Origin of the sequence: Gracilibacillus thailandensis (assembly GCF_010994055.1) — a bacterium.
Classification (GTDB): Bacteria; Bacillota; Bacilli; order Bacillales; family Amphibacillaceae; genus Gracilibacillus; species Gracilibacillus lacisalsi.
Genome location: NZ_WJID01000075.1, coordinates 1 through 13,860, shown reverse-complemented (window position 1 = coordinate 13,860; position 13,860 = coordinate 1). Strand labels below are relative to the sequence as shown.

The window sequence follows — 13,860 nt, the reverse complement described above, 5'->3', positions numbered from 1 at the left end:
CTGATCAACGTACAGAACAGATTGATATTGTAAATCAAAACTGTTATGAAGAAGAACTTTACTAGTTAAAAAGTAAACAAATGTCAACAACTCATAACTAAAGGTATGTGTTGTTGACATGATACTAATACCCAAACATAACATCTTTCTTAATATGTCGCTTAGGCACCTTCTGCTTTTGTAAATATGTAGTTGTAGTCTCCACCATTGATTTCGGTCCCGCAACGAAAAAATGACCATCATTCGAATATGAGCAAATACACTTGTCCAGTTCCTTATTTAAATGATCTCTTTCATGAATATATGTTACCTTAACAGAAGTTTCTTTAGCGAATTGGTCTAATTCATCTTGAAAAACAAAAGATTTACTGCTATCCAAATAAATTAATTGAATTTGTTTATTATTATTACCTTCTACTTCTATTTGTTGGATGATGGATCGAAATGGCGTAATGCCAATCCCTCCTGCAATTAGCATCGTAGGGCTATCCTCTTTTAAATAAAATGATCCAACAGGCCCTGCCATCTTAATCGTATCACCTTTTTTCAAGGATAACATGGCTTTTTTAAATTCACTGGGATCATCACTAATTTTCATCGTTATTTGAATCACATCTTCCTCAGGTGCCGATGCGATGGTAAATGGACGGGTATGACCCTTTATTTTCTGATGTGTGATCGTAAATAAGCCGTGTTGACCAGCCTTCCAAGTTACATCATCTGACTTTTCAAAACGAAACGTATAGACACCTTCGGATTCTTGAAAACTTTCGATAAAAGGTATATTTCTTTTGTTAAAGATGGAAAATATATCTTGAATAAATGCCATCTAATTCACTCCTTTTTTAATATGGTCAGCTTACTTTCTCCAAAATGTCGTACAGTTTGCTTTATCCCAAATATTAAAATCAATTATTTTTGCCAATAGTTCATAATCTACTTCGCGATTCCACGGGATACGAATAATCTCTTTTGTATAATCATAACCAGCTTGTTTAATGTCTGCTTCCACATGTTGGAGCGCCATATGTTCAGGGGCAACTGCTAAATGTTTTTTTGATACACTAAATCCAATGATAAAGGTACCATGATCAGTAAACATTGGTTGATTCCATTTGATTTCTGTTTCTAATTGTGGATATTTATCTGTAATCCAGTTGAATATTTGTTCCGTTCTTTCCCTGTGTGCTTCATGATCTATTCCTTGTAAAAATTCAGTGAAAGCCGCTATGTTATGATTTCCTTTATCATATGGAGATTTTTCTCCTAACACTTTTTGAAGCTCTTCTACTTTATATGCCCAACCATATTTTGCACCGTTATATGCTTGTCCTTTTGCTTCAAATCCAGTGTGATCAAGATGTAAATGTGTTGTTTCACCGTCTTCAGTTAATGTCCACGTTACGATCGTATCAATTGGTCCACCTACCCATGTATAAGATAAAGTATACGGCTCATCTACAACTAACACTTCACAATCCACTACTAAATCAATATCTTTATTCCAAAACTGACACTTATGTCCCACGATTGGTTTAAAGTTATTTTCCATCACCCATTGCGCAAGTGTATCGGAATTAGTTAATGCTTTCCAAACTTTGTTAATGGGGCTTTCAAATTGAAAATCTAACGATAAATCTGCCATTCATTCTTTCTCCTCTCATATTTTCTTTAACGATTCCTTTATGTTTTGTTTATTAAATTGATCAACGGCATAGGATAATCACTAATCATTTAACCCTTTTCCATCAAGAATTTTCTCTATATATTTTTCAATCCTCGCCACTCGTGTTTGAGATTTTTTTGCTTTAGAAAAGTAAAGAATATAAGCTCTTTGTCTTCCTGGTGTCAATGATTCAAAGGCCTTTTTCAATGCAGGCATTTCAGCAAACTTCTTTTCTAATTCTTCAGGAACTGTCAATTCTGGCTTCTTTACAGAATTTACTTCCAAGCCTGCTTTCTCCACTTCAATCGCTTTCTGAAGATATGCTTTTAACGTAGATTCCATTGCATGAATATCTTGAGTGTTGGTGAATCGAAGCTGTCGTTGTGCGTGTGAGTTTTCACCAGGTTTGACAAGAATACCTTGAGGATCATTTAACAAAACACCTTTGAAAAACATAAGTGCACAGTAATCTTTAAATCCTTGTATGATCACTACATTACTTTTATCAAACGTGTAACACGGTTTGTTCCACTTTATTTCTTCTTTCAGATCACATTCCAGTATGATTTTTCTTAATATCTCGAATTCTTCTTTCCACTTTTTAGATTTACTTATGTATTCATCAACCTGAGGATTCAGGTTACTACCTTCCATAAAGAACACCCCTCTTAAAGAATCTGTTGTGTACAATAAAAGCCATTTTCTTTTTCCCGAATCTGTTGATGCATGCTTCACTTTTTGGATTGAACTTTCATACTAACATTTAACATCCATTAATCCTCTAAAATATCTTTGAGCATTGCTGCTCGTTCATTCCAAAACTTTTCATAAAAGGACAGCCAATCTTTTACCTCTTGTAAAGGTTCGGCATTCAGTCGATACTTTGTTTCCCTGCCTGCTTTACGGTTTGTTACTAAATTAGCTTCTCTCAGAATCATCAAATGTTTCGATACTGCGGTACGTCCCATTTGAAAGTGAGGAGTTAATTCATGTAAAGGTAACTCATCTGAATCTGCCAATAAACGTATTATTTCACGCCTTGTTGGATCAGCAATAGCTACAAACACATCACGTTTTTCATCTGTTTTTTTCAAAACGTTCCCTCCTAATACGGTACCAAATGGTGTCGTTTTATTATACGACACCATATAGTGTCATGTCAATTGTTTCTCTATGTTTACTTATTAAACAAAACGTGTCTATTTTCTTTTTTACCATTAATCTATCCCTCTCTCTTCTTTCTACTATATCCAAAAAACTTTCCTTTTCCCTATGACAAACGCATTTGATCTGATTTCATGATTGGAAGATGTGCCGATTGAGAGAAAAACAAAAAAAGTAGAAGAAAAAGCGCTTTTCTCTTCCACTCATAAATCTTATTATATCAATGCTATTACCAGTTTTAATTCAGTGAAATTCAGTTACATTGTTCTACCTAGCATTAGCTATTTATTTTTCATTTTATATAACAGGAAACAACTTTATTCTCACCCAACAATACAGTTTGTACCCTTCCTTTCATGAAATACATAATTGGTTCTTGAACACAGTTATGAAATAGGGTAATACAAAGTAAATTTATGTGTAGAAGAAAGAAAAAGACTAGACCACTATTGGATCCAGTCTAATGTATAGGTATTAGCCAAGTATTCATTAAATAGAGGTACTTTTTAAATCATACATAATATCTCATCTAGTTAATTGATAATCACTATTACGAAATAAACTGCAAAATATACCCACCTACAACACCTAATATAACAATTAACCAAGCAGGTACTTTCCAAATATTTAACAACCCAAATAATATAACTCCTAAGGCAAAGTCCGCTGTACTGAAAATTGAACTACTTATTACTGGATCATAAAACGCAGCTAGTAAAATACCAACGACACTAGCATTAACTCCCATTAATATACCTTGAAAAGTTGCCCGTTTACGTAATTCATTTAGAAAAGGCAAAGCAGCAATAATGAGTAAAAATGAAGGTAGAAATATTGCAACCGTTGCTACAATAGCTCCGGTTACACCTTCCATCATCGTTCCAAGATAACTGGAAAAAGTAAATAATGGACCAGGTACAGCTTGTGCCATACCATATCCGGCTAAAAATTCATTGGCAGTTAATAAGCCTGTAGGCACTACTTCACGCTCAATCATTGGTAGTACGACATGTCCCCCACCAAATACTAACGATCCGACTCTAAAAAAGGTGTCAAAAATATTTAGTAAAGGGTTGTCTGATAGTCTATTTAAAATTGGTAATATAATAAGTAAACTAATTAAAATACCTAATGAAGACAATCCAAGCTTTTTTGAAATATTAACAGAAAAAGGCTGAACTTTTGATTCGGCTTTATCAGTAAATAATTTTAGTCCTACCAAACCAGCACCTAAAATGATTAATATCTGCATCCATGCAGATGGATATAATAACATGATACTAGCAGCTACTATAGCTATCGCTAGTCGAGTTTTGTCAGGTGTTAACTTTTTCCCTAATCCTATGAGTGCATGAAGGACAACAGCTGCAGCAACGATTTTTAAACTGTGTATGAAACCAGCATCATCTAAAGAAAATGTTTGATACATTAGTGCAAAAACAATCAACACAATAATCGATGGTACGGTGAAACCAAACCATGAGATAAGTCCTCCAAGCAAACCTCCCCGCAACATACCAATAGATATACCCACCTGACTACTAGCTGGTCCAGGGAGGAATTGACAAATAGCAATGATATCCGCATACGTACGATCATCTAACCATTTCCGACGATCGATATATTCGTCTTTAAAATAAGCTAAATGAGCGACCGGACCTCCAAATGAAGTTAAGCCTAATTTTGTAGAGGTTAATAATATTTCAATAAGCGTTTGAAGTTTTGTTTTATTACTTTTAGCCATAGATTTATCCCCCTTTTTATTTAATTTCTTTAAACAACTCATAGGCTTTTGCTCTTGCTTCTTCAAGTACCTCTTCGCCTTTATTGGTAGCTCGATAATACTTTCTTATCTTTCCATGAACATTCACTTCACTCTTATTAAGAAGCCCATCTTTTTCCATTCCATGAAGTATTGGATAAAGCGTACCGGCACTCATTTCATAACCATGTTCATGTAATTCTTCAAGCATCCAAGATCCATATATAGGTTCTTCTTTCGCATGGTGCAAGATGTGAATATGAATAAAACCTAAAAAAAGTTTTCGTAATACCTTATTATCCAATTAACTACTCCTTTCACTATCGTTTTTCAATATCGAATTTCAATATTGTTTTTCGTTTTTATTCTATATAGTTTTTATGGTTAATGCAACATGATATAAAATTATTTACATTGGGTTTACATTTATTATGTATATGATACTGTCCTCACTTAACTCACTCTTACAAAACTCCAAACCTCTTTCTGCCACGCAATTAATGTTTTTCCGTAAAATAGCCGATTTCAACCCGATTCGCATCTTGCGAAATTCGTCGAACGGTAACTTTGTTTTTCCGTAACAGAAAAAAGACTGAAAGGAGATAGAAAAAAGAACAGAAGAAAAGGGATATCCTTCTCTTCTGCTCTAAACCTTTATAAATCAAGTTTTATTCGATGTTGAACCATTTCATTATCACTACATTTTTCTCTCGCACCTTCTTCAAAAGTCTCTCTCAAATGCTTTTTCCTCTCCCATTCACGGAAAAACATTAATACTTACGGAAGGAGATTAAGACTTATGGAAAAAGATTAATTGTGGGTGACAACATCATCTCTAAATCTACATCTCTTTACTCAACCGTCACAGACTTCGCTAAATTCCTTGGCTTATCAACGTCACAATCACGGTGAAGTGCTGCGTAATAAGCAAGTAACTGCATTGGAATCACACTTACTAATGGTGTTAGTAGTTCATGGACTTGTGGTAAAACAAATTGATCACTATCATTTTCAAAGCCTTTCATACTGACAACACAAGTATTAGCCCCACGTGCTGCTACTTCCTGTACGTTACCGCGAATGGATAAATTAACATTCTCTTGTGTTGAGATAGCGATAACTGGTGTTCCATCTTCAATTAAAGCAATCGTACCATGCTTCAATTCTCCACCAGCGAAGCCTTCTGCTTGAATATATGAGATTTCTTTTAACTTCAATGCCGCTTCTTGCACAACGAAGTAGTCCACGCCACGACCAATAAAGAAGGCATTTCTTGTTGTTTCAAACATGTCTTTTGCAATACGCTCGAACTCTTCTTTTTGATCCGTTAATGTTTCCATCGCACTTGATACAATGGCTAGTTCTTGTAGTGGATCAAACGATAGATTAATCCCTTTTGCTCTGGCACTATCTACCGCCAGAATCGCTAATACCGCAATTTGAGCTGTATATGCTTTTGTTGATGCTACTGCAATTTCAGGTCCTGCATGTAAATGCAAGGTATAATCTGCTTCACGAGAAAGGGTTGAACCAGGCACATTAGTAAGCGTCAATGCCGGGTGCCCTAAAGCTTTTGTTTGTACTAAAACGGAACGGCTATCTGCTGTTTCCCCACTTTGTGAAATGAAAATAAATAATGGATTTTCAGATAACAATGGCATATTATAAGAGAATTCACTTGCAATATGCACTTCGACAGGGATATTAGCCAATCGTTCAATAAATTGTTTACCAACTAATCCAGCATGATAACTTGTTCCTGCTGCAATAATATAGATACGATCCGCTTTCTGCATCGCTTTACGGATATCATTATCTAATTTAATGGTATCGTTCTTGTCTTGATACTCTTGAATAATTTTACGGATTACAAATGGTTGTTCATCAATTTCTTTTAACATAAAGTGTGGATAGGTTCCTTTTTCCGTATCAGAAGCATCGATTTCAGCTACATATGCTTCACGCTCCACAACTGTTCCATCTAACTTCTGGATTTCGACACGATCACGTTGAACCAATACTACTTCTTTATCTTCAATTTCCACATAACGATTCGTTTCTTTTAAGGTTGCCATCGCATCACTTGCTACGACATTAAAACCGTTCCCTAAGCCGACAAGTAATGGACTTTTGTTTTTGGCAACGTAAATAAGATCAGGATTTTGATTATCAATTAAAGCAATGGCATAAGATCCTTTTAGAACAGATAAAGCTTTACGGAAGCCACCTAATACATCATTCGCTTCATTAGCAAGCTGTTCAATTAACTGTACAACGATTTCTGTATCTGTTTCACTTTTTAATGAAATACCTACTAAATATTCATCGCGAATCTCATTGTAATTCTCGATTACTCCATTATGAACTAATGTGAAACGGCCAGATCCACTTTGGTGAGGGTGCGCGTTATCTTCACTTGGCTCACCATGTGTTGCCCAACGAGTGTGTCCGATCCCCATTGTTGCCATCACATCTTCGTCTACCTTGTCACGTAACGTTGCAATTCGTCCTTTTACTTTTGTTACACTTACACCATTATCATTCAATAAAGCAATACCTGCAGAATCATATCCACGATACTCTAATTTCTCTAATCCTGTTAATAAAACTTCCTTTGCATCATTTGCTCCAATAAAACCTACAATACCGCACATAGCGTTGTCTCCTCCTTATAATAAGGGGCAGACAAACGACCATTGAATCGATAGTTACAAGGGGCGTCTATCTGCCCCTTTCTCGTGTTTGTATTCGTTCATCTTGCTCTTATTCTTGTACAAGAAGTTGCCTTCCTGCTTTCGAACAAAAACATATCGGTTGAGATGTGCAACCGGGAGGCATCCGCCGATCATGCTCGATAAACCTCCTCCTCGTCAGCTATGAGTTTACCGTACGTCATAGCCCAGGCGCTTTTATTTAAATTCCTATTTCTATGCTCCTTTCCATTCTTGACTACGTCGCTAAAGAAAACGACTCTTTTATTTTACTTGAAAAGATCTTTTTAAGCAATCAATATTGTAAAAAGATCTACTACAATTCTATGCACTATTTATAATATTAGTGATAAGAAATGAAGCTATGGGGGTTTTCCCCATAGCTTCCACTAATTATCTTTACTCTTCCATTCCCATTACTTGTTGGATTACTTCTACAACTTCATCAACGTAATGGTTACAGTCTTCTAATGTTGGTGCTTCCACCATAACACGTACTAACGGCTCCGTTCCGGAAGGACGCACTAACACGCGGCCTTGGTCCCCCATCTTTACCTCGACTTTATCAATCGCATCCAGTACCGTTTGATTTGTCATTACTTCATTCTTCTTCACTACACGAACATTCTTTAGTACTTGTGGGAACTTTTCCATTTCACCAGCCAGTTCAGATAACGGCTTACCTGTCTCTTGCATAACATTAATAAGCTGTAATGCAGATAGCATTCCATCACCGGTAGTCGTATAATCTAAGAAAATGATATGACCAGATTGTTCTCCACCAAGATTATAACCACCTTTACGCATTTCTTCCATTACATAGCGGTCCCCGACGGCTGTCTTATTACTTTTCATTTCGTTCGCTTCTAATGCTTTGTAAAAACCGATATTACTCATTACCGTAGACACAACAGTGGAATGACGTAACACCCCTTGCTGATTTAAATATTTGCCGATAATAAACATGATTTGATCGCCATCTATAATATTTCCTTTTTCGTCAACAGCAATTAAACGGTCTCCGTCACCATCAAAGGCAATACCGATATCCGCACTCTTCTCTATCACTAGTGCTTGCAGCTTCTCTGGATGAGTAGAGCCGACTCCATCATTAATATTTAATCCATTAGGTGAACATCCAATGGTTGAAATGTCTGCTTCTAAATCAGCAAAAAGATGTGATGCAAGTCCTGATGTTGCACCATGTGCACAGTCTATCGCAATATGTAAACCATCAAATTCATTATCAATTGTTTCTTTTAAATATTGAATATATTTCTGTCCACCTTCAAGGTAATCATTCACCTGACCAACTTCTTCTCCAACTGGTCGTGGCAAGTCATCGGTATCCATATCTAATAAGTCTTCAATTTCTGCTTCTTGTTCATCAGACAATTTAAAACCATCAGAACCAAAAAATTTGATGCCATTGTCCTCAACTGGATTATGGGAAGCAGAGATCATGACACCTGCTTGAGCATTCATTACTTTTGCCAAATAAGCAACACCTGGTGTAGAAATAACTCCAAGTCGCATGACCTCAGCACCAATCGAAAGCAGACCAGCAACTAATGCTCCTTCTAGCATGTTTCCTGAAATACGAGTATCACGACCTATAAGTACTTTCGGTTTGTTAGCTTCTTTTGTTAATACATATCCGCCATATCGGCCAAGCTTGAACGCTAATTCAGGTGTTAAATCTTTATTGGCAACGCCACGGACACCATCCGTTCCAAAATATTTACCCATTTTCAAAATCTCTCCTTTTACATAACTTATCCTCATATTTTCGGCCATTATGTATTATTCTTCTTGTTCGATGTCTACCGTTACTTGCTCATATTCCAATTCAAATTCTATCTCTTCCGATATATCTTCAGGTGTAATGAGTTCAACCGGTAGCTGATGCTCACCAGGAGCAAGATCTTCAATATCAATTGTTAATTGAAGATCTTCTTCTGCTACTTCTGATAGCTCAGATGGAAAGCCTCTCATGGTGATGTTCATACTATTGGTATCTGGCTCAGTAAATGATACGGAAAGCTCGTCTACTTCATCTTCGTATTCGATCGTGACATCTTCTAATGTTTCTTCTTCTATTATTTCTACTTCTACATTAACATTGACTGTCTCACTACTTACCTTTCTAACATCTGAAGGTATGGATAAAGGCACTTCAATTGTGCCACTTTCAGAAATCTCGCTTAAATCTAGAGGTTCTGTGGCTATCTCCTCTAATTGCTCTAAATAGCTTTCCGCAGCAAATACTTGCACTTCTTCTGTTTCTAATTCCATCGAAGTTACGCGAACATCTTCTGGCAGTTCTCCTTCCGTTTCGATGGAAATTGGTACATTCTTATTCGGATTCTTCATATCCACAGAAACATCTACAGTTGGCGGATCAATCCTTACATTTAATTCATTCCCTTGATTATCATAAACTTTTACAGGAACATTATCGATTGTTTGTGATTCACTGAAGCCACTGACATCAACAAAAGCTTTCACTATCGCTATTTTATCTACAATGCTTTTCGAACTAGTAACTGTTACTTGCTCTGGATCAGCATAGACATTGGCAACTTCATATCCCGCTTCCACTCTATCCCTATTCACTGTATCTATCGTAACATTGAATTCTTGACTCGCTCTTTCTTCTATTGTTACTTCCACTTCCTGTGGTTCAACATAAACATTCAGTCCATCTGCAATACCAGAATATTCGAGTGGGACGATATGTGTACCTGTTCCTTGATCTTCAAGGTCGACAAACACATCGAAATTACGCTGTAAGGAGGTGGATGTTACTAAACTAACCGATCCCTGCAAGGAAACTTTTACGGTTTCAGGCACTCCACTTACGACATATTTGTCTTGATCAATCATGGTTTGGACAGGGACATCTTCCAATGTCTGCGTTTCATTTGTATTGCCAAAAGGCAGTTCAAACCCATCATCATTATCATAAACATTCTCATCAAATGCAACGACAACAAAAAGCAAGACAGAAAGTATCAAGGCAACAACTCTTATGACCCATGGTTTTTCCAACCACTTATTCATTTCTTTTACCCCTCCAATTCCATGCCTTTGTCGTTGAAGTTTTAAATTTTTTCACTAACTCAGATTCGAGGATCTCTGCTAATTGTTCTGCCGTCAGATTACGGTGTAACTCACCATTTTTGGTACACGATATGTTACCTGTTTCCTCCGATACAATAATGGTAATCGCATCTGTTACTTCACTAATACCTAGTGCTGCTCTATGGCGTGTACCTAATTCTTTGGAAATAAAAGGACTTTCGGACAACGGTAAATAACAAGCAGCAGCCACAATTTCATCTCGACTGATGATAACTGCACCGTCGTGTAAAGGCGTATTTGGAATAAATATATTCGTTAACAATTGGTTCGTTAAATTCCCATTAATCGGAATACCGGTTGATACATAGTCACCCATGGCTGTATCACGTTCAATCGTAATCAAAGCTCCAATGCGCCGTTTGGCCATGTATTTACAAGAAGCCACAATTGCTTCTATCGATTGGTTAAGCTCTTCTTCCTCGGAAGTTGTATTACGTGAAAAAAAGCTTCCTCTTCCTAATTGCTCCAATGCTCTTCTTAATTCTGGTTGAAACAAAATAATAATCCCTAAAGGTCCCCACATAATCACTTGCCAGATGATCATTCGAACTGTGCTTAAGTCGAATAAAACACTAGCAAGATAAATGATAATAACAACGAAGATACCTTTTAATAATTGGATTGCCTTTGTACCACGAATAAGCATCAATAATTTATATAAAACATACCAAACGATGGCAATATCTGCGATGATTTTGACAATGTCTAGTAAGTTCAAGTCACCATTAAGCATGCAAACACAACCTTATGTCCATCTGAATCCTCTTCCTTATCTCTATTGTAGTTATTGTTTATTATAACATATCATTTTTATAACCCTTAATTAAATGTAATATTTTCTATTTGCTAATACAGGTAAAGACAGTGACTCTTATACATCAAATAAGAATCACTGTCCTTTCTTTCCCGCCAAAGGAACATTCCGCGCTTTTTACCTTTTGTTATTAATCTAAACTAAAAACACTTTCAACAAGGTCTTTTAGTTTATACCACATCCAATTAAATACTTGATCTACTTCTTTTATTTCCCCTGCTATTTTTCCTGCTGAAGCTGATAATTTTTCCCCATTAATGAGGATAAGATCGCCTTGAACTTCTCCTTCTACTTTCACACTAGCATTTTTAATTTCAAGGTCATCTTCAATTACCACATCTTCTGGGACGATAACTGTATCATTTTCTACAATTAAATTCTGCCCTTTAGGGTAGCTTAATTGCTGGTCTTGATTCCATGCAGAGAAAATACCGCTAAACATTAAAATAAAGAAGATAGCAGCTGCTGTTAACATGGGATGTAGCTTCATCCATCTTTTTGCTGTCATACGCTTCTTCTCTTTTGGTAACCCGGCCATTACATTACTAGTAAAGTCTTTAGATGGCTTTAATTCTATATTTGCTGTCACTAATGCTACTGTTCTTTTTAATTCTTGAAAATGTTTTTGACAAGCTTCACATGATTGTAAATGGGAGCGTAACCGCTGTTCGGCATCTCTCGTTATATCGCCATCTAAATACTGATGCATCAATTCAACTATTTCTTTATTACATTTCATTTCACTCACACCCCTTAAACATGGCGAAGCCTTTTTCTAAGAGCTTCTCTGCCTCTGTGGATTCTCGTCTTGACCGTCCCCACAGGTATTTCTAATATTTCACTAATTTCCTTAAGAGATAGCTCATCTAAAAAACGTAAAGCAATTATACTCCGATATTTCGCAGGGAGTTGCATTATTTCATTTTGGATATAACTTTGCATTTCTAAACTCTCTACTTCTTCTTCTGGAAGAGCTTGTTCAGCCGGTAATTGTGCATATAAATTTAATCCATCTGTTCCTTTTATTTCAGCATCAAGATAATAGTCTGGCTTTTTCTTGCGAATTCTATCGATGGTTAAATTTGTCGCAATCCGATACAGCCATGTTGAGAACTTCCGGTTTTCATCAAATGACTGGATATTAAGATATGCTCGAATAAAAGCTTCCTGCGCAATATCTTCTGCTTCTTGCTTATTTCCAATCATCCGAAAACAAATGGCAAAGACTTTATTTTGATAATACGCAACAATGTCTTCAAATGCTGATTGGTCTCCCTTTTTTACTAACTTAATATTGTGCTTTATTTTTTCTTCAATCATCTAATTACCTCCGCTACATTGGCGGTTACTTTAATTACGAGGTACCCCAAAGAAAAGTTTCATTTATTTTAATCTTTTTATCCTTTTTTATTTCACTATTATATCAAGAAAAGTTGCATTTTTGTTGATTTATGACAATTTTTCACAAAAAATGTAGAGAAGTCTTCTCGAGGGATACATATGTATATGTCTATCAGCAAGTCTCTTCTTTTTTACAGAGGTAAGGGAAGTTTGCTAGCTGTTAGGCATTCGGAGTTAGACAGATGCGCAATATTATATTTTTATCATACAAAAAAAGCCGTCTCCACCTTTTAGGAAAACCGCTTTGTAGTAATCATATACTTTTAGATGGTGGAGCCTAGCGGGATCGAACCGCTGACCTCCTGCGTGCAAAGCAGGCGCTCTCCCAGCTGAGCTAAGGCCCCATCAAACTGGTGAGCCATGGAGGATTCGAACCTCCGACCCTCTGATTAAAAGTCAGATGCTCTACCAACTGAGCTAATGGCTCTAATGAGTTTGTCTTTATTTTTTTGCACATAAAAATGGCTGGGCTAGCTGGATTCGAACCAGCGCATGACGGTACCAAAAACCGTTGCCTTACCGCTTGGCTATAGCCCAACAATATAAAATGAAGTGTACAAAAAATAGTATATACACTTAGGAAAATTTTATACAATGGTGGAGGGAGTAGGACTCGAACCTACGAACCCGATGGGAGCGGATTTACAGTCCGCCGCGTTTGGCCAACTTCGCTATCCCTCCAAGCATAAATATTATAAAATTAGCTGGTGCCGGCCAGAGGACTTGAACCCCCAACCTACTGATTACAAGTCAGTTGCTCTACCAATTGAGCTAGACCGGCTCAAAATGGTGGAGGATGCAGGGCTCGAACCTGCGACCCCTTGCTTGTAAGGCAAGTGCTCTCCCAACTGAGCTAATCCTCCAAATGGTGACCCGTACGGGATTCGAACCCGTGTTACCGCCGTGAAAGGGCGGTGTCTTAACCACTTGACCAACGGGCCAATACTTTAAGTCTCACAAAAATAGCAGAGCTTCCAGCCGGACTTGAACCGGCGACCCCTTCCTTACCATGGAAGTGCTCTACCGACTGAGCTATGGAAGCAAATGGCTCCACAGGTAGGATTCGAACCTACGACCGATCGGTTAACAGCCGATTGCTCTACCACTGAGCTACTGTGGAATGTTTCGCAACTGATGCTTCTCAAAGCTGTTTTTATTCAGCCTGGCAACGTCCTACTCTTGCAGGGGCGTGAGCCCC

The 13,860-nt window shown here is 37.0% G+C and carries 12 protein-coding genes, 9 tRNA genes and 1 pseudogene; all 22 read right to left on the bottom strand.

Translation table 11 applies throughout. The features are described from left to right. Positions 1-124: 124 nt before the first annotated feature. The 22 genes and pseudogenes from GH715_RS18375 to GH715_RS18270 all read right to left on the bottom strand — a co-directional run bounded on the left by GH715_RS18375 (position 125) and on the right by GH715_RS18270 (position 13,782). Positions 125-829 (bottom strand): FAD-dependent oxidoreductase, encoded by a 705-nt coding sequence (locus GH715_RS18375; RefSeq protein ID WP_153836665.1) that lies wholly within the window; start codon positions 827-829, stop codon positions 125-127. A 30-nt stretch (positions 830-859) separates the two neighbouring features. Further along, complete coding sequence (locus tag GH715_RS18370) at positions 860-1,231, bottom strand: iron chaperone (RefSeq protein WP_163578754.1); 372 nt, start codon at positions 1,229-1,231, stop codon at positions 860-862. A 48-nt stretch (positions 1,232-1,279) separates the two neighbouring features. Beyond that, positions 1,280-1,645, bottom strand: a pseudogene (locus GH715_RS21835) (SRPBCC family protein); the annotation flags it as partial. 81 nt (positions 1,646-1,726) lie between these two features. Further along, complete coding sequence (locus tag GH715_RS18360) at positions 1,727-2,320, bottom strand: YdeI/OmpD-associated family protein (protein ID WP_153836664.1); 594 nt, start codon at positions 2,318-2,320, stop codon at positions 1,727-1,729. A gap of 119 nt (positions 2,321-2,439) precedes the next feature. Continuing rightward, positions 2,440-2,760: an ArsR/SmtB family transcription factor gene (locus GH715_RS18355; RefSeq protein ID WP_153836663.1), complete on the bottom strand. Its 321-nt coding sequence runs from the start codon at positions 2,758-2,760 to the stop codon at positions 2,440-2,442. Between the two features lie 620 nt (positions 2,761-3,380). Further along, positions 3,381-4,574, bottom strand: coding sequence for a chromate efflux transporter (chrA, locus tag GH715_RS18350; RefSeq protein WP_153836662.1), 1,194 nt, complete (start codon positions 4,572-4,574; stop codon positions 3,381-3,383). Positions 4,575-4,590: 16 nt separating this feature from the next. Next, entirely contained in the window at positions 4,591-4,896 is a 306-nt protein-coding gene (locus tag GH715_RS18345; protein WP_153836661.1) for a PadR family transcriptional regulator, read from the bottom strand. A gap of 547 nt (positions 4,897-5,443) precedes the next feature. Then, on the bottom strand, positions 5,444-7,246 hold the full coding sequence (gene glmS / locus GH715_RS18340; protein WP_153836660.1) for a glutamine--fructose-6-phosphate transaminase (isomerizing): 1,803 nt from the start codon (positions 7,244-7,246) through the stop codon (positions 5,444-5,446). A 456-nt stretch (positions 7,247-7,702) separates the two neighbouring features. Continuing rightward, complete coding sequence (gene glmM, locus GH715_RS18335) at positions 7,703-9,052, bottom strand: phosphoglucosamine mutase (protein ID WP_153836659.1); 1,350 nt, start codon at positions 9,050-9,052, stop codon at positions 7,703-7,705. A 54-nt stretch (positions 9,053-9,106) separates the two neighbouring features. Next, positions 9,107-10,366, bottom strand: coding sequence for a CdaR family protein (locus tag GH715_RS18330; RefSeq protein ID WP_153836658.1), 1,260 nt, complete (start codon positions 10,364-10,366; stop codon positions 9,107-9,109). Then, complete coding sequence (gene cdaA / locus GH715_RS18325; RefSeq protein WP_018932303.1) at positions 10,359-11,180, bottom strand: diadenylate cyclase CdaA; 822 nt, start codon at positions 11,178-11,180, stop codon at positions 10,359-10,361. Before cdaA ends, GH715_RS18330 begins: the two co-directional genes overlap by 8 nt. 211 nt (positions 11,181-11,391) lie before the next feature. Next, positions 11,392-12,000, bottom strand: a complete 609-nt coding sequence (locus GH715_RS18320; protein WP_153836657.1) for an anti-sigma factor family protein — start codon at positions 11,998-12,000, stop codon at positions 11,392-11,394. A 14-nt stretch (positions 12,001-12,014) separates the two neighbouring features. After that, a complete protein-coding gene (gene sigW, locus GH715_RS18315; RefSeq protein WP_018932305.1) occupies positions 12,015-12,581 on the bottom strand; it encodes an RNA polymerase sigma factor SigW in 567 nt (188 codons plus the stop codon). Between the two features lie 349 nt (positions 12,582-12,930). Next, positions 12,931-13,006, bottom strand: a tRNA-Ala gene (locus tag GH715_RS18310). A 7-nt stretch (positions 13,007-13,013) separates the two neighbouring features. Further along, positions 13,014-13,089: transfer RNA gene (locus GH715_RS18305), tRNA-Lys, on the bottom strand. 35 nt (positions 13,090-13,124) lie between these two features. After that, positions 13,125-13,199 (bottom strand) — tRNA-Gln (locus GH715_RS18300). 58 nt (positions 13,200-13,257) lie between these two features. After that, positions 13,258-13,343: transfer RNA gene (locus GH715_RS18295), tRNA-Tyr, on the bottom strand. 24 nt (positions 13,344-13,367) lie between these two features. Then, positions 13,368-13,443: transfer RNA gene (locus tag GH715_RS18290), tRNA-Thr, on the bottom strand. Positions 13,444-13,449: 6 nt separating this feature from the next. Then, positions 13,450-13,525: transfer RNA gene (locus tag GH715_RS18285), tRNA-Val, on the bottom strand. A gap of 3 nt (positions 13,526-13,528) precedes the next feature. Then, positions 13,529-13,603 (bottom strand) — tRNA-Glu (locus GH715_RS18280). Positions 13,604-13,631: 28 nt separating this feature from the next. Further along, positions 13,632-13,704, bottom strand: a tRNA-Thr gene (locus tag GH715_RS18275). Positions 13,705-13,707: 3 nt separating this feature from the next. Next, positions 13,708-13,782, bottom strand: a tRNA-Asn gene (locus GH715_RS18270). Between the last annotated feature and the right edge of the window lie 78 nt (positions 13,783-13,860).

Bases quoted from the DNA above. Each gene is read 5' to 3' on its own strand.
- GH715_RS18375 (WP_153836665.1), bottom strand. From the start codon at position 829: ATGGCATTTATTCAAGATATATTTTCCATCTTTAACAAAAGAAATATA.
- GH715_RS18360 (WP_153836664.1), bottom strand. From the start codon at position 2,320: ATGGAAGGTAGTAACCTGAATCCTCAGGTTGATGAATACATAAGTAAA.
- chrA (WP_153836662.1), bottom strand. From the start codon at position 4,574: ATGGCTAAAAGTAATAAAACAAAACTTCAAACGCTTATTGAAATATTA.
- glmS (WP_153836660.1), bottom strand. From the start codon at position 7,246: ATGTGCGGTATTGTAGGTTTTATTGGAGCAAATGATGCAAAGGAAGTT.
- glmM (WP_153836659.1), bottom strand. From the start codon at position 9,052: ATGGGTAAATATTTTGGAACGGATGGTGTCCGTGGCGTTGCCAATAAA.
- GH715_RS18330 (WP_153836658.1), bottom strand. From the start codon at position 10,366: ATGAATAAGTGGTTGGAAAAACCATGGGTCATAAGAGTTGTTGCCTTG.
- cdaA (WP_018932303.1), bottom strand. From the start codon at position 11,180: ATGCTTAATGGTGACTTGAACTTACTAGACATTGTCAAAATCATCGCA.
- GH715_RS18320 (WP_153836657.1), bottom strand. From the start codon at position 12,000: ATGAAATGTAATAAAGAAATAGTTGAATTGATGCATCAGTATTTAGAT.
- sigW (WP_018932305.1), bottom strand. From the start codon at position 12,581: ATGATTGAAGAAAAAATAAAGCACAATATTAAGTTAGTAAAAAAGGGA.